We start from the raw sequence: 22,128 nt of genomic DNA, 5'->3' as shown, positions 1-22,128 counted from the left end.
GTTACTTCTTGTCCTTGTCGTCCTCGTCGTCCACGACCTCGGCGTCGACGATGTCCTCGTCGTCGGCCGGCTGCTCACCCGCGGGCTGCTCGCCACCGGCGGTGCCGGCTGCTGCGTCCTGCTGGCTGTAGATGGCCTGGCCGAGCTTGCCCTGCGACTCGTTGAGCTTGTCGAAGGCGGACTTCACGGCGTCGTCGTCCTCGCCCGCGAGAGCAGACTTGAGCGCGTCGACGTCGGCCTGCACCTCGGACTTGACGTCCGCGGGGAGCTTCTCGTCGTTCTCCTTGATCAGCTTCTCGATCGAGTAGACGAGCTGCTCGGCCTGGTTGCGACGCTCGTTGGCCTCGCGACGGGCCTTGTCCTCGGCAGCGTGCTCCTCGGCCTCGCGGACCATGCGCTCGATGTCCTCCTTCGGCAGCGAAGAACCGCCGGAGATGACCATCGACTGCTCCTTGCCGGTGCCCTTGTCCTTCGCGGACACGTGCACGATCCCGTTGGCGTCGATGTCGAAGGTGACCTCGACCTGCGGGACGCCACGGGGAGCCGGTGCGATACCGGTGAGCTCGAAGGTGCCGAGCGGCTTGTTGTCACGGGTGAACTCACGCTCGCCCTGGAAGACCTGGATCGCGACCGACGGCTGGTTGTCGTCCGCGGTCGTGAAGGTCTCGCTCCGCTTGGTCGGGATCGCGGTGTTGCGGTCGATGAGCTTCGTCATCAGGCCGCCCTTGGTCTCGATGCCGAGCGACAGCGGCGTGACGTCGATGAGCAGGACGTCCTTGCGCTCACCCTTCAGGACACCGGCCTGCAGTGCGGCGCCGACAGCGACGACCTCGTCCGGGTTGACGCCCTGGTTCGGGGACTTGCCACCGGTCAGCGACTTGACGACCTCGGCCACGGCGGGCATGCGGGTCGAGCCACCGACGAGCACCACGTGGGCGATGTCGTTGACCGAGACACCGGCTTCCTTGATGACGTCGTTGAACGGCTTCTTGGTGCGGTCGAGCAGGTCGGAGGTCATCTGCTCGAACTGTGCGCGCGAGATGGTCTCGTCCAGGTTCAGCGGGCCCTCGGCGGTGAGCGTCAGGTACGGGAGCTGGATGTTCGCCGACATCTGCGACGACAGCTCCTTCTTGGCCTGCTCAGCCGCTTCCTTCAGGCGCTGCTTGGCGATCTTGTCCGTGGACAGGTCGACGCCGTGCTCGTCCTTGAACTTCTTGACCAGGTAGTCGACGATGCGCTGGTCCCAGTCGTCGCCACCGAGGCGGTTGTCACCGGAGGTCGCGCGGACCTGGATCGTCGAGAAGTCGTCGTCCTTGCCCACCTCGAGGAGGGAGACGTCGAACGTGCCGCCACCGAGGTCGAAGACCAGGATGAGCTCGTCTTCCTTGCCCTTGTCGAGGCCGTAGGCCAGAGCGGCCGCGGTCGGCTCGTTGATGATGCGGAGGACGTTGAGGCCGGCGATCTCACCGGCGTCCTTCGTGGCCTGGCGCTCGGCGTCGTTGAAGTACGCCGGAACGGTGATGACCGCGTCCGTGACGTCTTCGCCGAGGTACTGCTCGGCGTCGCGCTTGAGCTTGCCGAGGGTGCGGGCCGAGATCTCCTGCGGCGTGTACTTCTTGCCGTCGATCTCGGTGGTCCAGTCGGTGCCGACGTGACGCTTGACCGACGCGATGGTGCGGTCGACGTTCGTCACGGCCTGGCGCTTGGCGGTCTCGCCGACCAGGACCTCGCCGTCCTTGGTGAACGCCACGATCGAGGGCGTCGTGCGCATGCCCTCGGCGTTGGCGATGACGGTGGGCTCGCCACCTTCGAGAACTGCGACGACGGAGTTGGTGGTTCCGAGGTCGATGCCTACTGCACGTCCCATGTGTTGCTCCTCTTGCTTGGGGTAAGTCGTTGGACTTGCGTCCGATGGGCTCAATTCTACTCCTGAGTCGACTGGAGTCAACTTCAGGGAGAGCGAACCTGCGTCAGTCCCACTCAACTCCCAGCCCGGCTTGACGCTCGAGCGAGGCCGTATGTTGGTATTTCACATGATATTCTGGATGTACATGCGCCGTTGGAGTACCTCGACGGGCGTGTCCCTTCCCGCACAGCCGCCGTCGCGCGGCCTGTCCTGAAAGATGCACATGTCTCACAAGAAGAGGGCTTCCTTCGCTCTCAAGTCCATGGGTGCCGCCGGCCTGGTCGCAGCCACCATCGTCAGCGGCCTTTCCTTCGGCGCCACCGCATCCTCCGCTACCACGTCCTCCCCCATGGAGACGCCGGTGAACATCGGAACTGTCGCCAACTACTACAAGAGCGGATCGGGCTTCGCAGCTCTCGTATCTTCCACATATGGCGGCTTCTACGGGACACCCCAGACCTACAGCACCGAGGCGCAGGCGATCGCTTCCGCTTCGAAGGTCACGATCTACCGGTGGGCCGACGGTACGCTGAACTTCAAGAGCGCCTCGAGCAACTGTGTATTCATTGCTCAGTGGGACGACTCTTACTCGTTCGGTGCCGGGTACGGCTTCTCTCGATCCAACCCGACGTCCGGAACCTGCACACACGAGTCAGGGCGCTTCCGCCTCGACTCGAGCGGGCGCTTGATCCAGGTGCAACGGAACACCGTGCTCGGGTCCACGCGTGGATCGAATGCCGGTGGCACGGGACGCCTCATGTTTCTCGGAGGGTCAGGCTTCCAGTTCGCCGGAATCGCGGAACAGGTCAGGAAGTCTGAGCAGCACGACCTCGTCGCGGCAGTGAAGGCCGTGAACAACATCGCGAAGAGTGCGGTCGTCTCCGGGACAGCGACGCCGGGCGCGAAGGTGTCGATTGGCGGCCAAGAGGTCGAGGCCGACAAGACCACCGGCGCATGGTCGATGACGGTTACTGAACTTGCCGCGGGCATGAACGACCTGGTCGTGATCCAGAAGATCGACGGCACGGAGTTCGACCGGAAGCCCGTCTCAGTCACGATCGTCGAGGGCGGCGGCCTCTTCGCCGTCGACCAGGGCCCGGTCGAACTCGAGCGCGGCGAGACCACGAAGGTCCCGTTCGTCGTCGAGAACCGCGTCTCGCGCACGGACACCAAGGGCACCGTGGTGCTGACCGCTCCGGATGGTGCGACCTTCTCCGAGCAGGACACCGTCCAGGGCTCGTGGCGTCGCGTCGGCAACACCGCGTGGAACGCCTCCACGTCGATCCCGCTCACCAACGGCCGCCTGTCGAACGACAACACCACCCTGACGTTCGACGCGGACTGGGCCAGCGAGCGTCCGGCCGACCAGCAGTACCGCTTCATGGTCGACGTCACCGCTGCGGCAGATGCGCCCGAGGCGCCGAGCGCGATGGAATTCGACTTCAGCGGAACGAGCAGCACGAACGACTTCCGTGCACAGGGCTCGACGTCCACCACGATCGGGACCTCCGTCGTGGACCTGACCGCCGAGGTCGCGTCGGTCGACAACGAGGCCCGCTCGGCCGTGGTGACCGGTACCGCCACCCCCGGTGCCGACATCTCGATCGGCGACGAGACCGCCAAGGCCGACGCCACCACCGGCGCCTGGTCCATCACGGTCGACGACCTCGAGGTCGGCGACAACGCCCTCGTCGTGGTCCAGAAGATCAACGACCGCGAGATCGACCGCAAGACCGTCACCGCGACGGTCGAGGGTCGCACGGAGCTGGCCCCGATCACGCTGTCCGGTCCGGCCTCGGTCACCCCGGGTCGCTCGAACACCTTCACCGGTACGGCCGAGCCCGGCGCCACCTTCCGCGTGCTCAACGTCTCCGGCACCCAGATCGTCCCTGGGACCTTCGAGGTCGGCGCCGATGGCCGCTGGAGCTTCGACCGCGTCGTCTCCAACGGCGCGTCGAACTTCCGCTTCGTGATCGAGCAGACCAAGAACGGCCAGGTCGCCAAGTCCGAGCTGTTCACGGTGAACGCGTCGGCCCTCGCACCGGTGACCGTCACCACGCCGGCCGCCGTCCGTCCGGGGCTCTCGAACACCTTCACCGGCACGGCGGAGCCCGGCGCCACGTTCCGCGTCCTCAACGTTTCCGGCACCCAGATCGTCCCCGGCACGTTCGAGGTCGACGCGCAGGGCAACTGGACGTTCGACCGGGTCGTCTCCGCTGGTGCGTCGAACTTCCGCTTCGTGATCGAGCAGACCAAGAACGGCCAGGTCGAGAAGTCCGAGCTGTTCACGATCAACGCCGCGGCACTCGCCCCGGTGACCGTCACCACGCCGGAGCGCGTCACCCCGGGCCGCTCGAACACCTTCACCGGGACCGGTGAGCCCGGCGCGACGTTCCGCGTCCTGAACATCTCGGGCACGCAGATCGTCCCCGGCACCCACGACGTCGACGCCCAGGGCAACTGGACGTTCGACCGCGTCGTCTCCAACGGTGCGTCGAACTTCCGCTTCGTGATCGAGCAGACCAAGAACGGCCAGGTCGAGAAGTCCGAGCTGTTCACGATCAACGCCGCAGACTTCGCTCCGGTCACCGTCGCCAACCGTTCCGTCACTCCCGGTGCCGTGAACACCTTCACCGGTACCGGTGAGCCCGGCGCGAGCTACCGCGTGCTGAACATCACCGGCACGCAGATCGTCCCCGGCACCTTCGAGGTCGACGCCGAGGGCAACTGGACCTTCGACCGTGCGGTCTCGCGCGGCGCGACCGAGTTCCGGTTCGCCCTCGAGCAGACCAAGAACGGCAAGGTCGAGCTCAGCGAGCTCTTCACCCTGCCGGCCGACACCAAGTAGCACCCTGGCCCCTCCCGTCCACGCGACGGGAGGGGCCTCCCCTTCTTCCGCACGGCGCCACCGCCGAACGAACTCCTCGGAGAGGAAACCCGATGAACACCACGATCCGCCGCGGTCTCGCCGCCGCATCCATCGCCCTCGTCGCCGCACTCGGCGTCACGGCGTGCAGCTCGTCCGACGCGAAGGACCCCGCCCCGACCGCCTCGAGCACCACGAAGGCGGCCCAGACCACCTACAACGAGTGCATCGACGGGGCCGTGCAGCTCTGGGATGACGACGAGGACTCCGACAAGACGATCACGACCGAGGACTGCGCAGCGGCGAACCTCATCAGTTCCGACCGCACCTACGACCTCGGCACGATCGACACCATCACCGTCGAGGCGAGCAACGCCACGATCTCGGTCTCCTCGACGAAGAAGGTCTACTTCAGCGGGTCGAACAACACGCTCACCTACAAGGGGGAAGCGCCCAAGGTCGACGACCAGGGCAGGGGGAACACCATCACGGCAGCCGGCTGAGTCCGACCGCCGACGGAGTCAGGAGGGGACGGGAGCATCACTTCCGTCCCCTTCTGCGCGCCGTATTGTTCTTTCAGATGTGATGTTTTACACTGGTCCAGCAACCCGACCGGAGGCTCCTCTTGAACTACCTCGCCGTCATCCGCGCCCTCCTCTCAGGCTGGTGGATCATCGCCGGTGCAACGCTCCTCGGAGCCGGTGCATCCCTCGTCATCACGAGCGTCACCCCACCCACCTACGAGGCGTCGACCTCGTACTACGTCTCGGTCGCCGGCGACACCTCGGCGACCGCGGGCGAGATCGCACAGGGGTCGACCGCCGCGCAGCAGAAGATCAAGTCGTACATGCAACTCGCGACCTCTCCCCGCGTGCTGCAGGGCGTGATCGACGAGCTCGACCTCGACACCACCCCCGCGGCACTCGCCTCCCAGGTCACCACCTCGGTCGACGCCGGCACCGTGATCATCAAGATCGCCGTGCAGGACGGGTCCGCCAAGGCAGCGGCCACGATCGCCGAGCAGATCGGCAAGAGCCTCGCCACGGTCGTGCAGGAGATCGAGCCCGCCGGCGCCGACCAAGCGCCGTCCGTCAGGCTCGAAGAGGTCACACCCGCGTCCCGACCGCTGAGTCCCATCGCCCCGCGCAAGGCCGCCGACCTCGCACTCGGTCTGCTCGGCGGTCTCGCAGCGGGCGCGGCACTCGCGCTGCTCCGCGCTGCGGTCGACACGCGCGTCCGCTCCAGTGAGGACCTGGACGGCGACGTCCCCGTGGTCGGCGACATCGCGTTCGACGCCGACGCTGCCCGGCACCCGCTGATCATCCGCGACGAGGTGAACTCGGCGCGGTCCGAGGCCTTCCGCAGCCTCCGCACGAACATCCAGTTCCTCCGGACCAGCGGCGCACCGACCATCGCCGTGACCAGCGCCAGGCCGTCCGAGGGCAAGACGACCACCACCGCCAACCTCGGGATCGCCCTGAGCAAGAGCGGCATGCGGACCGTCATCATCGACGCCGACCTCCGTCGCCCGAACGTCGCCGCCGTGATGAGCCTCGAAGGCGCCGGCGGGCTCACCGATCTGCTCGTCGGCCGCGTCGAACTCGACGACGTCCTGCAGGACTGGGGCCTGGACGGCCTCTCGGTCCTGCCCGCCGGCACGATCCCCCCGAACCCCAGCGAGCTGATCGGGTCCGAGGCGATGGCACGGGTCCTCGCCGAGCTGGCCGCCAACTACGACGTCGTCCTGGTCGACACACCGCCGGTCCTCGCGGTCACCGACTCGGCGCTCGTCAGCACGCTCGTGTCGACGACCCTGCTGGTCACCGCCGCCAACCAGACGAAGCGTTCCGACGTCCGACTCGCGATCGAGGCACTGGCCCGCGTCGGCCAGCAGGTCGCCGGCATCGTCCTGACCAAGACCAAGCACAAGGCCTCCCGGAGCGCGTACTACCGCTCTGAGTACAAGAGCGCTCGCCCTTCTGACCGATGACAAGGACACGTCCCATGCAGTCCCCCCGCCGCACGCGCACGCTCCGCGCCAAGCGCTGCTCCGACATCGTCGGCGCCTCCCTCGCGCTCGTCGCACTCGCTCCGGTGCTCGCCGTCGTCGCCGTCCTGGTCGCGGCTCGGCTCGGTCGTCCCGTGCTGTTCCGGCAGCCCCGCCCCGGGCTCCACGGCAAGACGTTCACCATCCTGAAGTTCCGCACGATGCTCGAGCCGGACCCCGCGGCCGGACTGGTGAGCGACAGCGACCGCCTCACGCCGTTCGGTTCGTTCCTGCGGTCGACGAGCCTGGACGAACTCCCCAGCCTGTGGAACATCCTGCGGGGCGACATGAGCTTCGTCGGGCCCCGCCCGACCCTCTGCCGGTACCTCGACCTCTACACCGCCGAGGAGTCCCGCCGACACGACGTCCTGCCCGGTCTGACCGGTCTCGCTCAGGTCCGTGGCCGCAACGCGCTCCCGTGGCCCGAGCGGCTCCGGTCGGACGTCGAGTACGTCGACACCGTTTCGCTCGGTCTCGACCTCCGCATCCTGCTCCGCACGGTCGTCGTCGTGCTCCGACGCGAGGGCATCGCCGCGCCGGGCCACGTCAGTTCCGACGTCTTCGAGGGGACCGCGGCGATGACGGGTGGATCACGGTGAGGACCGTCTGGATCGTCAACCACTACGCGCACCACCGCGAGCGGGACGGCCGCGCGACCCGGCACCAGCACCTCGCCGCGGGTCTGACCGAGCACGGGTGGCGCACGGTGGTCATCGCTGCCGGCACGGACCACCCGTCCGGCCGCTCCCACCTGCACGGGAGGACCCTGCGCGAGCGCTGGACGGGCGACGGGTACGAGTTCTGCTGGCTCCGCGGAGTCGACCACCGTGGTGCGGGCGCCCGCCGGGCGATCCGTCGCATCGCCGACATCGGCCTGTTCACCGCGCTGCTGCTCCGACCGGGCTCGCTCCGAGGGCTCCCCCGACCGGACGTCGTGATCGGCGGGTCCTTCCATCCCCTGGCCGCGTGGGGCGCCTCGGTGCTCGCTCGACGGATGGGCGTGCCGTTCGTCTTCGAGCCGCGCGACCTCTGGCCGGAGTCAGCCCTCGGGCTGGCGGGCATGACCGAACGGCACCCGGTGGTCCGGCTGCTCCGACGGCTGGAACGGACCGTCGTCCGTCGGGCAGCGCACATCGTCTCCCCGCTCGAGGGTGTCGGCCGGTACTATGCCGTCCGCGGCCAACCCACGCCCTTCACCTGGGTCCCGAACGGTGTCGCGCTCGACGAGCAAGCCGGCGAGCCCGATGAGCCCTCGGACGAGCCCGACGCACCCGACGCTGGCAAGAACGAGCCCGCTGACGACCGCTTCACGGTCACCTACATCGGCTCGATGGGGCCGGCGAACGCGCTCGAAGCCGTCCTCGACGGCTTCGACCTCGCCGCCCGCCGGGCAGCCGCGAGCGGCGGCCGGCGTCTGGTGCTCCGCATGGTCGGGGACGGATCGGACGTCAGCGCGCTCCGGGAACGCGCGTCGCGCCTCCAGGCCGGCGTGGACGTGATCTGGGACGGACGGGTGCCGCAGGACGACGCCCGCCGCATCGGACGCCGAGCGGACTGCCTGGTCGTCAACATGCACGACCTGCCGCTCTACCGACACGGCGTCTCGATGAACAAGCAGTACGAGTACATGCTGCTCGGCCGCCCGCTGCTCGTCGGAGCACCCGTCACGCTCGAACCGGTGGTCGCTTCGGCCAGCGGCCTGCACGTCCGGCCGGACGACCCCGAGGCGATCGCCGAGGGCATCCTCGCGCTCGCGGCGATGCCCGCCGCCGAACGCGAGGCCATGGGTGCCCGCGGCCGCGACCACGTCGTCCGCGAGCACGACTACCGCCGGCTGGCCGGCGTCCTGGCCGGCGTCCTCGACGACACCGTCGCCGCCTGACCCTCCCCTGTCCCGTCCCGTCCCGTCCCGTCCCGTCCCGTCCGAGGAAACCCGAGCATGCTCCCCGACATCGTCCACGTCTCCAGCGCCCACCCCTGGGTCGACAACCGCGTCCACCTGCGGGAAGCCGCGGCAGCCGCCGACGCCGGCTACCGCGTCCGCCTCATCGCGGTCGAGTCCGACCTCGGCGCCCCACCCACGGCCGTCGAGGTGGTGCGGATCCCACGGCGAGCGCGTGTCCGACGCATGGTCGTGTCGACGACGCAGGCACTCGCCCTCGCGCTGCGGTCGCGTGCCCGGGTGGTGCACCTGCACGATCCCGAGCTCATCTGGACCATCCCGGTGCTCCGGCTTGCCGGTCGCACCGTCGTCTACGACGCGCACGAGGACCTGCCCGACCAGGTCTGGGGCAAGGACTACCTGACCCACCGGCAGCGTGCCGTGTTCGCGTGGCTCTCGCACGGGCTGCTCCGCGTGGCCGGGACCGCGAACCGGGTGGTCACCGCGACCGAGTGGACCGGACGCCGGTTCCCGGCACCGCGCCGGATCGCGATCCACAACTTCCCCTTCGCGCGTCCGGAAGACGACGCCCAGGTCGGCCTGGAGGCGCGGCCCGCCCTGGTCGCGCACGTCGGCGTCCTGAGTCACGACCGTGGCATCGACGTGCTCGCGTCCGTCGTCGAGGAACCGTCGTTCCCGGCCGGATGGCGGGTCGAGATGGTCGGCTCGATCGACCGGGCGACGTCGACGGAGCGGTTGCGTGCCGCCGAGGCCACCGGCCGTGCTTTGCACGGCGGCGTCGTCGGTCCGATGGAGGCGCGCGACCTGCTCCTCCGCGCCCGGATCGGCGTGGTCCCCTTCCGTCGGACGCCCGTCACCGACCAGATCTTCCCGACGAAGCTGTTCGAGTACCTCGCGGCCGGACTCGCCGTCATCGCCACCGACATCCCCCTGTGGCGGCACCTGTTGCGCGGGGTCGAGTGCGTGACCTTCGTCCCCGCTGACGACCCCACGGCCATCGCCGAGGCGATCCGCCGGTACGCGGACGACCCCGCGCTCCTCGAGCGGCACGGTGCCGAGGCCCGGCGGGCGGCCGCGCGGTTCACCTGGGCTCCGGAGGCCGAGCGGTTGGTCGAGATGTACGACGAACTCCTGCCCGGCGTCCGCGCAGCGCGACCGACGCCGACGGCCACCCGGTGACGCGGGCGACGATCGACCGGGCCGAGCTCGCACGTCCGGTCGGACGGGTGACGGGCGTGTTCGTCGCGGTCGGGCTCCTCGGCCTCACGATGAACTGGATCTCGGCGAACCTCGTCGCACCGATCTTCTCGTACCTGGGGTACGGCTACGTCCCCGCACCCTGGCAGGCACTGCTCGTCGTCATCGTGCTGACGACCGGGGTGGCACTGACGCTCCCCCGGGTGCTCGTCCGGCCGTCGCACGTCGTGCTCTGGACGATCTTCGTGGTGTGCGTGAGCCCGACGATGATCATGAGCATCTCGACCGGGTACGTGTCCACCGCCACGGCGATCGCGCTGAGTGCCGCGGTCGGGACGGCGTTCGCACTGGTCAGCCTGGCCACGCCGAGCGTCGCGACTGCTCCGGCAGCCCGGGTCGAGCCGGCGGACGACGTGCTGGCCATCGGCGCGCGGCGGATCGACCGTGGCACGCTCACCTGGCTGGTGTGCGGCCTCTACTCCCTCGTCACCTACGGCCTGATGGCGGCCACGGTCGGCATCCACATCCGGTTCCTGGCGCTCGACGACATCTACGAGGTGCGTGCCGACTACTCGGCCGACGTCGGGACCGGCGGGGCCCTCGGGTACCTGTTGACCGGTCAGGCGTACGTGATCAACCCGCTGGTCCTTGCGCGCGGCATCTTCCGTCGCCGCCCGTCCCTGGTGGTCCTCGCCCTGGCCGGGCAGTTCCTGCTGTACTCGAGCACCGGGTTCAAGGCGGTCCTGTTCTCGTTCATCGCCGTCCTCGGGATGGCGGTGCTGTTCCGGGGCGCGAAGCCGGCGCGGTCGCTCGCATTCCTCGGCGCGCCCCTCGCGATCATGATCGTCTCCGCGGTCGCCGACGAGGTGCAGGGCGGCATCACCTGGACGTCGGTGTTCACCCGCCGCTTCATGCTGACGCCGGGGCTGCTGTCCTCGGTGTACGTCGACTACTTCTCCGACAACCCTGTCGCCCGGTACGGGTACTCGTTCCTCAGCCCCTGGATCGAGTACCCGTACGATCTGCCGCCGCCGAAACGGATCTCCGACTACCTGGTGCCCGGGTCGGTGGGCTACGCGAACGCCAACCTGTTCGCCGACGGCTTCGCGAACCTGGGGTGGATCGGGATCTTCGTCGCGGCGGCCGCGCTGTTCGTCTGGCTGCGGTTCCTCGACGGCGCGAGCCGGGGACTCCCGATGCGGGTCGCGGCGATGGCAGTGGTGATGCCGAGCATCATGCTGTCCAACACCTCCATCTTCACGGCGATGCTCTCGCACGGGCTGCTGATGGGGACGCTGATCCTGCTGATCGCCCCGCGCAGCGGCTGGGAGCGGGCCTCGCCCAGACGGCGGCCCACCGCTCCGGGCGACGATCGGCTGCGAGCACGGTCCCGGGGCGGACGCCGTTCGGCACTCGTGGGCGGAGCACCCGCGCCCGCGCTGACACAGGCAGCGGCACCGGCACCGGCACCGGCACCGGCACCGGCACCGGCACCGATGCTGCTCCGCGCGGCGCCGGTGCAGGGTGCTGGGCGCCGCGATGCTGCAGCACGTGCGCGGACCGCTGGCCGGACCGACCGGCGGAAGGTGCCCGGCCGTCGGGCAGCTCAGCCCTCGCGGACCCGGAGCACCGCGCCGGCACCGGCCACGACCGCGGTCGTCGCCGCGGCCCAGTCGTTGTCCACGAGCACCAGGTCGTTGGCCGTCTGGCGGCACAGCACCCCGTAGACGGCACCGCTCTCGACGCTGCCCTCGTACCGGTTGCCCACCAGGTGCCCGCGGTTCTCGGTGGCGCGGACGTCGATCGCGACCGACGTCGCCGTGCCCTGTCGCCGCAGCCCCGCGATCCGGTTGCCGACGAGCGTGATGCCGTCGTTCGAGTGGTACAGGGAGAGCCCGCGACGGACTCCGCCCGGGCAGTGGTTGTGCGCGACGATCAGGTGCCGCGTCAGGTAGACGAGGACGGCCCCGTCGCGGTCGCCGTCCCCGTACCCCGTCACGGTGTTGCGGAGGACGATGCCGTTCGCCCGTTCGGCGGGGTCACCGACGGTCTCGCCCGCGCCGCGGATGACGATGCCGGACCCGGGGCCGGACGTCGTGCGGCGGACGACGTTGTCGATGACCGAGCAGTCGAGGGGCGCGTACTTCGTGGCGCCGGCGTTCGCCTCGTCCTTCGAGGGGACGATGGCGATCCCGACCCGGCAGTTCTCGACGAGGTTGCGGAGGATCGCGATGGACTGCCCGCCGTGGGTGTCGATGCCTTCCCACGCGGGGACGTCGGAGACGTGGTTGTCCGCGATGACGATCCGGGCCGAACGTGGTGCGCCGAGGAGCCCGGTGGTGGTCACGCGGACCGCCTCGATGCCGTACGAGTTCAGGTACGGCGCAGGCTGGGTCACCCGGGCGATGCGGTTGCCGCGCACCGTGCCGTCGATGCAAGAGAACATGAGCACCCCGGCGTAGCCGACGTCGGCGATGACGCAGTCCGCGACGGTGAACGCCGCGCAGTGGTCGAGCAGGACACCGTCGTGGGAGAAGTCGCGGATGTCGGCGCCGAGGATCCGGACGTCGCGGAACGGCCGGGTGACGGTGCCGACGACGTGGACACCCCGACCGAGCCCGGAGTGGTCCGCCCCGGAACCCCGGAGGACCGCGTCGATGATGGTGACGTCCGACGCGGCGACGACGACCAGGTCGATGTCGCGCGTGGTGGAGAGCGATCCGCCGACGAACCGGATCGTCATCGCGCGGTCGATCCGCAGCGGCTCGGACAGCGCCCAGTGCCGGGTCACGACGAGCACGGCACCGGCGTCGGTGGCCGCGACGGCGTCCTGCAACCGGGCGACCCCGGCGTCGGTCACCGTCCGGGCCGTGTCTGCTGGCGCGGGACTCGAGCGCCCGGACGCGGCAGCCGGCCGGGTCCCGGTGGCGAGCAGCGCGGCGGGGATCGCTCCGGCCGCGCCGAACAGCGCACCCCGTCGGCTGACGACCGACCGGGGTGTCCTGAGCGGCGTCACCGCCCGACTGCTTCCGGCATCGGCGAGGCGCCGGACAGGGAGCGGTACAGGTCGAGCAGCACGTGCTCTTCGTGGTCCCACCGGAAGCGTTCGAGCACCAGGGCGCGGCCGGCTTCGGCGTGCCGTCGCAGCAGGTCAGGATCGCCGTCGTACCGGCGGAGTGCGTCCACGACGGCTTGCGGGTCGCCCGGTGGGACCCACGTCGCGCAGTCGGCGCCGTCGAGCAGCTCCCGCCAGAGCGGGACGTCGGTGGCGACGACCGCCAGTCCGGCCGCCAGGTACTCGAAGAGCTTCGTGGGGATCGACGCCGCGTAGGCCGGCGTCGGCAGGAGTGGGAGGAGCCCGACGCGAGCCGTCACCAACAGGTCGCGGGCCGAGTGCGGTGCCAGGACGCCCCGGTGGTCGATGCGCCCGGTGTCGACCAGTGCGTCGAACGCACCGCGGTCGACCGCCGAGTCGATCGGACCGGCGGTGACCACACGCCAGCCGTCCGGGAGCCCGGGTGAGGCCGCGACGCCGGTCAGGACGTCGATCCCCCGGTCGCGGCTCATCGACCCGAGGTAGACAGCCACCTGACCACGAGCAGCGGCCGGCGGGGCGTCGGTGTCCTGGGCACGGAGCCGTGGGACGTTCCGGACCAGGACGGTCCGGTCGGCGCGGAAGCGGCGCGCGATGGTGGGCGTCGCGGCCACCACGGTGCGTGACCGGCGTGCGAGGGCCACTGCCGCGTGCGCCGCCACCGTGCTGCCACGGCGGGCGACGGGGCCGAGGTACTCCTTGCCCCGCACCTGCTCCGGCAGGTCTTCGTGGGCGTCGTACACCACCGTCCGGTGCAGCACGCGCAGGAGCGGGAGCGCCCACAACAGTTCGGGGTCGTGCAGGTGCACGATCGGCGCCCGGGACGACAGTGCCGCCCCGATGACCTGGACCGAGGACACCAGGACCCGTCGCCCGCGACGCCGAGCCGGGATGCGTCGGACGTACACCCCCGTCTCGGGATCGGGCAGGTGCCAGTCCGGATCGGCACCGACGCCTGCGGCAGCGACGGCGACCAACGCCGTGCGGTACCCGGCACGCGCTGCGCTCGCCGCAGCACGGAGGTGCACTCGGTTGTCGGTCCATGGGTGCGCACTCGAGACGTGGACGATGTCGAACGGACGCGGTCGAGAAGCCATGCACCGAAACTATGGGGCGTTTCTGCCCCCGAGCGAGTTATCTACATGTTGCATTCCAGCAGCCAGGCCCGCTCACGGCATCGCGCCGAGCAGATCATCGTCGTGGTGGCGGGCCGCCCGCACCACGAGCAGCAGGACCGCCGCGTAGGAGACCGTCATCGCCGAGGCGAGCGCAACGAGCACGACCGGCATCGGGGCCCCGAGCACGGACGGCACGAGCACCGCGGCGGCGCACACCACGAGACGCGATGCGTCCCACGTCAGCTGTGCCCCCTGCCGCTGCAGCATCGACAGCACCTGCGTGACCGGCGATGCGGCGACCTGGACCGCGAACGCCGGCACGAGGACCTGGGCGTAGGTTCCGGAGACCGCCCACTCCGCACCGAACACGGTCGAGAACACGACGGGTCCGAGCAGCACGACGACGAGCACCGCGACCGCACCCGCGGTGGCGAGACGCACGACGAGCCGCAGGACGAGTCGGCGCACGGGATCGCCGGACCGGATGCGGAGCCCGAACGCCCCCGCGGCGTACTGCGCGGTCGCGTCGGCGACCATGCCGACGGGCGCACCGAGCACCCGCATCGTGAGGGCGACGAAGCCCGCGGCGACGCTGCCGTGCAGCGCCGCGATGAGCAGACCCGGAGCCTGCTGGCCGACGACGTTCAGCATCGAGGACCACGGCGTGATGACGAGGAACCGCCGGTGGTGACGGGCGGCGGCCGAGAGCGACCGAGGGGTGATCCGCTCGCCGTCACCCCGCCGGAACCGAACCATCCCGAGCACGGCCGCGATCCGGCCGACCGCCAGGCCACCCACCAGCCCGACCGGACCGGCCGCGGCCATCGCCAGGTTCCAGACGGACTGGCCGATGCCCTGGCAGGCGTTGCGCACGGCGATGGACCGGTGCTGCTGCCGCCGCGCGAGCACGGCGGAGGCGATTCGTTGCGCCCCCACCGCGACGACCGTCACGGGGACGGTCCACCACAGGTCTTCGAGGGCCGGTGCGGTGAACCACCGTGCCGCGTGTCCGCGGAGGACCCAAGCGACCCCGGCGGTGCCGACGCCGACGACCAGCGTCGAGAGCAGACCGAGTGCGACCAGCGCGCTGCTCGTCGCCCGGTCGTGTGCGACGACCAGCGCACGGTCGGTGCCGAGCGTCGCACCGGCTCCGAGGATGCTCGCGACCGCCGTGACGACCGCGAGCGTACCGAAGTCCGCCGGGGTGTACAGCCGCGTCAGCAGCGGCGAGATCGCCACGACGAGCCCCTGCCCGAGGACCGTGCCGACGAGGATCGTCGCGATCGCCGGGAGGCGCCGTCGGGGCGAGGACCGCACGGTGTCAGGCCACGGGGACCACGGGCGGAGCACCGATCGCGGTCACCGTGGTGGACGCCCACCGTTCGACGTCGAGGACCCGTCGGCCGTCGACGACCGTGCGGACGCCGGGGACCCGGGACTCGTCCCACGTCGCGTACTCGGCGTGGTCGGCCTGCACGACCGCGGCGTCGACGGGCTCGCCGTCGGTGTGGGGCTCGAAGCCGAGACGGCGGAGTTCGTCGTCGGAGTAGAGCGGGTCGGAGACCGTCACGAGCGCGCCGTGCGCCAGGAGTGCGTCGACCGTGCCGAACACTCCGGAGAAGGCGGTCTCCTTCACGCCGCCACGGTAGGCGGCACCGAGGACCACGACCCGCTGCCCCCGCAGGTCCCCGTGCAGGCGCTCGAGGAGGTCGACCGCGTGGGCCGGCATCGCGGCGTTCCTGGCACGTGCGGCACGGACGACCGTGGCCTCCGGGTCGTTCCAGAGGTACAGCCTCGGGTACACCGGGATGCAGTGACCGCCGACCGCGATCCCGGGGCGGTGGATGTGGCTGTACGGCTGGGAGTTGCAGGCGTCGATGACCGCGGCGATGTCGATGGACTGCCGTTCGGCGAACCGGGCGAACTCGTTCGCCAGCGCGATGTTGACGTCGCGGTAGGTGGTCTCGGCGAGCTTCGCGAGCTCGGCGGCCTCGGCGGTACGGAGGTCCCAGACGCCGTTCGGACGACCGAGGTCGTCGCGCTCGTCGAACTGCAGCACCGCTTCGTAGAAGGCCCGGCCGCGCGCCGAGCCCTGGTCGGAGAGACCACCGACGAGCTTCGGGTAGCGCCGGAGGTCGGCGAACACCCGGCCGGTCAGGACCCGCTCCGGCGAGAAGACGACATGGAAGTCCTGCCCCTCGACGAGTCCGGAGCGGGCCTCGAGCCGGGGCGCCCAGCGGCCACGGGTCGTCCCGACCGGCAGCGTCGTCTCGTACGCGACCAGGGTGCCGGGTCGCAGGTGGTCGCCGATCGTGTCGGTGGCGGCGTCCATCCAGCCGAAGTCGGGGATGCCGTCGGCATCGACGAAGAGCGGCACGACGACCACGACGACGTCGGCGTCGGGGATCGCTGCCGCGGCGTCCGTGGTCGCGCGGAGCAGCCCCGCGGGGACGACCTCACGCAGGCCGTCGGCGAGCCCGTGCTCGCCGGGGAATGGCTCGGTCGCAGCGTTCACGGCGTCGACCACCCCGCTCGCGACGTCGAGGCCGGTGACGTGTGCACCGGATCGTGCGTACTGGACGGCCAGCGGGAGCCCGATCTTGCCGAGACCGACGACGACGACGTTCATGCTGCTGCTCCTTCGGCGTCCGTGCCGAGCTGCACGGTCTGCTGGATCCGCGAGGACTCGAGGACGGCCTCGGCGACGAGCACCGTCCGGAGGCCGTCGCGGAGGGTGACGATGTCCGACGGCCGCCCGAGCACGGCGTCGCGGAACGCCTCGTGCTCGACCAGGAGCGGCTCGCGCTTGGTGATGGCGAACCGGGTGCTGGCCCCCTCGGACACACCCCGGAACGCGGCGACCTGGTCCCACTCGGTCTGGACGGTGCCGTTCTCGTGGAAGGTCAGGTCGGCGGTCAGGGTGTCGGCGACGAACGTGCCGCGGTCACCGGTGACGACCAACAGGCGCTCCTTGTACGGGGTGAGCCAGTTCACGAGGTGCGAGGTCAGGGTGCCGTCGGCCAGGCGTCCGGTGACGGTGACGAGGTCCTCGTGGGGACGCCCGCTCTTGGTGCCCGCGAGCGCTCCGACGTGGACGAACGGTGACCGGGCGATCCACGAAGTCGAATCGATGTCATGCGTGGCGAGGTCCTTCACCACACCGACGTCGGCGATCCGTGCGGGGAAGGGCCCCTGGCGACGCGTGACGATCTGGTACACGTCGCCGAGCTCACCGGCGTCGAGCCGCTGTCGCAGCGCCTGCAACGCCGGGTTGTAGCGCTCGATGTGGCCCACCGCGCCGACGAGTCCGGCGCGGTCGAAGGCGGCCACGAGGCGCGCGGCAGCCGGACCGTCGACCGCGACGGGCTTCTCGATCAGGGCGTGCACCCCCGCCGCGGCGAGTTCCAGACCGACGGTTTCGTGGTGCGCCGTGGGGACCGCGACGACCGCGGTGTCGAGGCCGAGTGCGACGAGCTCACCGACGGACCGGACGACCGGCACGCCCTGGGCGACGTCGTGCGGGTCACCGAGGGCATCGGCGACGCCGATGAGCTCGACCCCCTCGAGCGACCGGAGGACCCGGGCGTGGTGCCGCCCCATCATCCCGAGGCCGATGACCCCGGCCCGCAGCACGCCGCTCATCGTCCGGCCCCGGCGAGGGTGTTGACGGCCTCGACGACGCGGTCGAGCTGCGAGAGCGTCAGGGTCGGGTAGACGGGGAGCGCGAGGACCTCGGACGCGGCACGCTCGGTCTCGGGCAGGTCGAGGTCGTGTGCGAACGACGGGAGGCGGTGGACGGGCGTCGGGTAGTAGACCCCGGTCCCGATGCCGAACTCGGAGCGCAGTGCGGCCGCGCAGCCGTCGCGGTCGGACGGCACCCGCACGACGTACTGGTGGAAGACGTGCTCGGCTCGGGGGTCGGTCGTCGGTGTCACCACCCCGTCGAGTTCACGGCTGAAGTAGGCCGCGTTCGCCTGCCGCTGTGCGGTCCACCCGAGCACCTTGCGGAGCTGCACACGCCCGATCGCGGCGTGGATGTCGGTCATCCGCGCGTTGAAGCCGATGACCTCGTTCGCGTAGCGCTGCTCCATGCCCTGGTTCCGCAGCAGCCGGAGCATGCGGTCCACCGCGGCGTCGCGGGTCGAGACCATGCCCCCTTCGCCCGCGGTCATGTTCTTGGTGGGGTAGAGGCTGAACGCCGCGGCGTCGGACGAGCTGCCGACGCGCGTGCCGGCCCACCGGGCACCGTGCGCCTGCGCAGCGTCCTCGACGACGAGCAGGTCGTGCTCCTCGGCGATCCGGGCGATCGCGGTCATGTCGGCCGGGTGCCCGTAGAGGTGCACCGGCATGACCGCGCGGGTCGCCGGGGTGACGGCGGCCCGGACAGCCGCCGGGTCCACGCAGTAGGTCAGGGGATCGATGTCGACGAACACCGGCTCGGCGCCGACGAGTCGGACCGCGTTCGCCGTGGCCGCGAAGGTGAACGAGGGGACGATGACCTCGTCACCAGGACCGATGCCGAGCGCGACGAGCGCCAGGTGCAGTGCAGCGGTGCCGCTGTTGACCGCGGTGACCGAGGCTCCGGCGACGAGGACGTCGCCGAACTCGCGCTCGAAGGCGGCGACCTCGGGGCCCTGCGCAAGACCACCCCCCTCGAGGACGGCATCGACGGCGCGGCGTTCCTCGAGGCCGATGAGGGGCTTCGCCGCGGGGATGAGTTCGAGTGTGGTGGTCAACGGATCGCCTCGATCGTGTCGGTGGTCTCGGAGTGGAGGAAGCGGTCGCCGGTCTCGGTGCAGACCAGCGTTCGGTCGTCGACCTGCGCCAGCCGTCGGCCGGTCCGGCTCACCCAGCCGATGCGGCGGGCGGGGACCCCGGCGACGAGCGCGTGGTCCGGGACGTCGTGGACGACGACGGCGCCGGCCGCGACCATCGCCCACCGGCCGATGCGGATGGGGGCGACGCAGAGCGCCCCGGCGCCGATCGACGCGCCGTGCTCGACGACGACGGCCGTGGGCCTCCAGTCGTCGGCGTCCTGCACGGAGCCGTCCGGGTTGATCGCCCGCGGCGTGTTGTCGTTGGTGAGGACGGCACCGGGGCCGATGAAGACTCCGTCGCCGACGACCGCCGGTCCGTAGACGAGGGCGCCGTTCTGGATCTTGCAGCGTGCACCGATCTGGACGCCGGCGCCGATCGTGACGCCGCGGCCGACGAGGGTCTCGCTGCCGACGGACGCGTGCGCCTCGACGTGGGAGTCGTCCCAGATGCGGACCCCGGGAGCGACGGCCGCCGAGGGCGACACGACGGCTGCCGGGGCGATGAACGCCGTCGGGAGGGTGGGACTGGGGGTCATGGGTGCGCTTCCGGATCAGGCGCGGCGGGACCTCCGCTGCCGCACCACCATACGATATACCGGTACGACATATCAAGTGTGATGATCGCGAGTGCGATGGGTTCTCACCGCAGCCCCGCCGCCGGACGCCGGTAGTGTCGTCCCGTGCGATGGAGTCGAGTGAACTGGCCCTCCGTTGGCTACGTCTCCCTCGAGGACTTCGACGGCCAGCGCGAACACGTGACCCGGTTGCTCGAGGACGCCCCACCCACGGTCGCCGCGCTCCTGACCGTCAAGTGGACCGACTCGAGGATCGAACGCTGGGTCGTGGAGTCCGCCGACGCCGTCGTCGACCCGGACGCCGACGAGGACGACGTGACGACCCCCGTCGACCTGCCGGGACACGGTGTGCCCGACCCGGTCGTCGTGCACGCCGACATCGTGGTGCGCAACGACGAGGTCCTCGACACCCCGAGCGGCCTGTGGCGCCGCTGGAACCACGCCAGGGTGTCGCTCCGGCTCCGGGACGCCGTCATCGACCCGCCGGGTGTCGATCCCGCAGCACTGCTCGCCGGTGACGCCCACGTCGCCCGGGGCGAACTCGAGTACCTGAACGAGCACGACGCCTGGGAACTCCGCCTGCTGATCTCCCCCGTCGGCGAGGTCGCGATCCGGTTCCGGGGCGTCCGGGTGGCGATCCGGAGCGTCGCCGAGAGCGTGTACGCCGACCTCGAGGCGCGCCCGGCACGCGGCTGGCACGGCCCGGTGCCGGACGGCTGGGTCGAGTGGACGACCGAGGTGGTGCGGGCAGCGGCCTACGGCGACCTCGGCGGACTGCACCTGGCCGACGACGCGAGCGACGTCGACGACGTCGACCCCCGCTGGGGCTTCGCCCCGCTGCACGCCGCCGCGTGGTTCGACCACCCCGAGATGCTCGAGGAACTCCTGCGCCGCGGCGCGACCCTGCAGCTGGAGGACACCGAGGGGCGGACGCCGCTGACGCTGGCGATCGACCGCGACGCGCGACGGGCGGTCGACGTGCTGGTCGGAGCGGGTGCCGACCTGGAGGCCCGTGACGGCGACGGCAACACCCCGATCGTCCGCGCTGCGTGGGGTGGGCACGCCGCGATCGTGCGTGCGCTCGCCACCGCGGGTGCGGACACCAGGGCGCGCGGGTCACGGGGCGCGACGCTGCTGATCGCGGCCGTCGACTCCGGCGACCTCGACACGGTCCGGGTCGTGCTGTCGCTCGACGTCGACCGGGACGCCGTCGACGACGAGGGCTCGAGCGCCGCGGACAGGGCGGAACTGCTCCGCGAGACGGCCGTCGCCGACCTGCTCGCCGCCGCCTGAGCGCTGTCCGCACCACGGCCCGTGGGCCGACCCGTGCCGGACGTGACGAAGCGCGGCGGACGGGAGCAGGGCCTCCCGTCCGCCGCGCGCCTGCGGGGTCGACCGTCCTAGACGGTGACCGACTCGAGGGCGTTCGCCTGCGCGACCCGCCCGTACCAGCGGGCGGAGTCCTTCGGCGTGCGCTCGAAGGTCTCGCGGTCCCACGCGACCAACCCGAACGTCGGGCGGAAGCCGGAGGCCCACTCGTAGTTGTCCAGGAGCGACCAGTGCTGGTAGCCCAGGACCTCGATGCCGTCCTCGATGCAGCGGTGGATGCCCTCGAGGGCGCCCTGCGTGTACGCCTGCCGGCGGGAGTCGTCGGCGGTGGCGATGCCGTTCTCGGTGATCATCAGCGGGACGCCGCCGGAGAGCTCCCACGCGCTGCGGAGCCCGTCGGCCGAGGCCTCGGGGTAGAACTCCCAGCCGGTGAGGGTCGTCTCGACGTCGTCCGTCACTGGCAGGGGCCCGTCCGGACCGATGAACGTGCGGGTGTAGGCCTGCACGCCCAGGAAGTCGTCGCCGGCGGCCTGCTCGAGGTACCAGTCGTCGCGCGGGTACCCGTACTCGCGGAGCATGGCGTCCGCCCCGGGCTCGCCGGACGACTTGAAGGCCTGCGTCGCGATGGTCCACCCCGACTGGAGGCCCGACACCTGTGACAGGACCTCGCGCGACCGCTTGTGGCTGGCCAGCAGGGCGTCGGCGACCCCCAGGTCCGGGTTCGGCAGGCCGAACGCCACCAGGTTGGCCGCGTCCTCGCCGCCGGCGAGCATCGCCGCGATGTTCGGCTCGTTGATCGTGCAGACGTAGCGGACACCGTCCTGCACCACGGGGAGCGCGGCCTCGGTGTAGCGGGCGAACAGGTCGGCGGCGTCGGGTGCCCGCCAGAAGCCGTCGCGTTCGAACCAGCGCGGCACGGTGAAGTGCATGAGGGTGACGATCGGCTCGATGCCGAATTCGTGGCAGGCGTCGACCATGCGGCGGTAGTGGTCGACCTCGGCACGGCTGACGAACCCGCGCTCGGGCTCGATGCGGGCCCACTCGATGCTGAACCGGTAGGAGTTCAGCCCGAGCTCGGCCGCGATGCGGATGTCCTCGCGGTACCGGTGGTAGCTGTCCGCCGCGTCACCCGAGGGCTCGACGATGGTGGTGTCCGGCTCGTGCTCGTGCACCCACCAGTTGCTGTTGACGTTGTTGCCCTCGATCTGGTGGGCGGCGGTGGCGGCACCCCAGAGGAAGCCGTCGGGGAACTGCAGCGTGGAGATGATGGTGCCTT

At 70.8% G+C, this 22,128-nt stretch carries 16 protein-coding genes; 7 read left to right on the top strand and 9 right to left on the bottom strand.

Annotated elements, in window-relative coordinates:
* Position 1: 1 nt before the first annotated feature.
* Positions 2 to 1,867 carry a molecular chaperone DnaK gene (dnaK, locus tag DEJ12_RS08850; protein WP_071404963.1) on the bottom strand — a complete coding sequence of 622 codons (1,866 nt, stop codon included), beginning with the start codon at positions 1,865 to 1,867 and terminating at the stop codon, positions 2 to 4.
* A gap of 400 nt (positions 1,868 to 2,267) precedes the next feature.
* On the opposite strand from dnaK, the gene DEJ12_RS08845 reads away from it, so the two are divergent.
* From DEJ12_RS08845 to DEJ12_RS08820, 6 genes are all read left to right on the top strand, one after another.
* A complete protein-coding gene (locus DEJ12_RS08845) occupies positions 2,268 to 4,754 on the top strand; it encodes a hypothetical protein (RefSeq protein WP_146245081.1) in 2,487 nt (828 codons plus the stop codon).
* Positions 4,755 to 4,846: 92 nt separating this feature from the next.
* A complete protein-coding gene (locus DEJ12_RS08840) occupies positions 4,847 to 5,275 on the top strand; it encodes a DUF3060 domain-containing protein (protein ID WP_111029719.1) in 429 nt (142 codons plus the stop codon).
* A 122-nt stretch (positions 5,276 to 5,397) separates the two neighbouring features.
* On the top strand, positions 5,398 to 6,762 hold the full coding sequence (locus DEJ12_RS08835; RefSeq protein WP_111029718.1) for a polysaccharide biosynthesis tyrosine autokinase: 1,365 nt from the start codon (positions 5,398 to 5,400) through the stop codon (positions 6,760 to 6,762).
* Positions 6,763 to 6,776: 14 nt separating this feature from the next.
* The gene (locus DEJ12_RS08830) at positions 6,777 to 7,418 is read left to right on the top strand and encodes a sugar transferase (protein ID WP_111029717.1); all 642 of its coding nucleotides are present in this window, start codon (positions 6,777 to 6,779) and stop codon (positions 7,416 to 7,418) included.
* Positions 7,415 to 8,701, top strand: a complete 1,287-nt coding sequence (locus DEJ12_RS08825; RefSeq protein ID WP_181433162.1) for a glycosyltransferase family 4 protein — start codon at positions 7,415 to 7,417, stop codon at positions 8,699 to 8,701. Before DEJ12_RS08830 ends, DEJ12_RS08825 begins: the two co-directional genes overlap by 4 nt.
* Before the next feature lie 57 nt (positions 8,702 to 8,758).
* Positions 8,759 to 9,901, top strand: a complete 1,143-nt coding sequence (locus tag DEJ12_RS08820) for a glycosyltransferase (protein WP_111029715.1) — start codon at positions 8,759 to 8,761, stop codon at positions 9,899 to 9,901.
* A gap of 1,624 nt (positions 9,902 to 11,525) precedes the next feature.
* Here DEJ12_RS08820 and DEJ12_RS08815 read toward each other — a convergent pair.
* The 7 genes from DEJ12_RS08815 to DEJ12_RS08785 form a co-directional block, all read right to left on the bottom strand.
* Positions 11,526 to 12,935, bottom strand: a complete 1,410-nt coding sequence (locus DEJ12_RS08815) for a right-handed parallel beta-helix repeat-containing protein (protein ID WP_111029714.1) — start codon at positions 12,933 to 12,935, stop codon at positions 11,526 to 11,528.
* Entirely contained in the window at positions 12,932 to 14,110 is a 1,179-nt protein-coding gene (locus DEJ12_RS08810; protein WP_111029713.1) for a glycosyltransferase, read from the bottom strand. The genes DEJ12_RS08815 and DEJ12_RS08810 overlap by 4 nt, the downstream gene beginning before the upstream one ends.
* A gap of 72 nt (positions 14,111 to 14,182) precedes the next feature.
* Positions 14,183 to 15,448 carry a lipopolysaccharide biosynthesis protein gene (locus DEJ12_RS08805; RefSeq protein ID WP_181433155.1) on the bottom strand — a complete coding sequence of 422 codons (1,266 nt, stop codon included), beginning with the start codon at positions 15,446 to 15,448 and terminating at the stop codon, positions 14,183 to 14,185.
* Positions 15,449 to 15,452: 4 nt separating this feature from the next.
* Positions 15,453 to 16,760 (bottom strand): nucleotide sugar dehydrogenase, encoded by a 1,308-nt coding sequence (locus DEJ12_RS08800; RefSeq protein ID WP_111029711.1) that lies wholly within the window; start codon positions 16,758 to 16,760, stop codon positions 15,453 to 15,455.
* Complete coding sequence (locus tag DEJ12_RS08795) at positions 16,757 to 17,773, bottom strand: Gfo/Idh/MocA family protein (RefSeq protein ID WP_111029710.1); 1,017 nt, start codon at positions 17,771 to 17,773, stop codon at positions 16,757 to 16,759. Before DEJ12_RS08795 ends, DEJ12_RS08800 begins: the two co-directional genes overlap by 4 nt.
* Positions 17,770 to 18,867 carry a DegT/DnrJ/EryC1/StrS aminotransferase family protein gene (locus DEJ12_RS08790; RefSeq protein ID WP_111029709.1) on the bottom strand — a complete coding sequence of 366 codons (1,098 nt, stop codon included), beginning with the start codon at positions 18,865 to 18,867 and terminating at the stop codon, positions 17,770 to 17,772. The genes DEJ12_RS08795 and DEJ12_RS08790 overlap by 4 nt, the downstream gene beginning before the upstream one ends.
* The gene (locus DEJ12_RS08785) at positions 18,864 to 19,484 is read right to left on the bottom strand and encodes an acyltransferase (protein ID WP_111029708.1); all 621 of its coding nucleotides are present in this window, start codon (positions 19,482 to 19,484) and stop codon (positions 18,864 to 18,866) included. The genes DEJ12_RS08790 and DEJ12_RS08785 overlap by 4 nt, the downstream gene beginning before the upstream one ends.
* Before the next feature lie 144 nt (positions 19,485 to 19,628).
* Between DEJ12_RS08785 and DEJ12_RS08780 the strand changes: the two genes are divergently transcribed.
* Positions 19,629 to 20,816: an ankyrin repeat domain-containing protein gene (locus DEJ12_RS08780; protein ID WP_146245079.1), complete on the top strand. Its 1,188-nt coding sequence runs from the start codon at positions 19,629 to 19,631 to the stop codon at positions 20,814 to 20,816.
* A 107-nt stretch (positions 20,817 to 20,923) separates the two neighbouring features.
* On the opposite strand, the gene DEJ12_RS08775 is transcribed toward DEJ12_RS08780, so the two are convergent.
* Positions 20,924 to 22,120, bottom strand: coding sequence for a glycoside hydrolase family 1 protein (locus DEJ12_RS08775; RefSeq protein ID WP_111029706.1), 1,197 nt, complete (start codon positions 22,118 to 22,120; stop codon positions 20,924 to 20,926).
* Positions 22,121 to 22,128 lie beyond the last annotated feature (8 nt).

The sequence above is a fragment of the Curtobacterium sp. MCLR17_059 genome (genome assembly GCF_003234665.1).
Taxonomy (GTDB): domain Bacteria; phylum Actinomycetota; class Actinomycetes; order Actinomycetales; family Microbacteriaceae; genus Curtobacterium; species Curtobacterium flaccumfaciens.
Note: the sequence above shows the minus strand (reverse complement) of the source record. Positions and strands in the feature narration are given on the sequence as shown.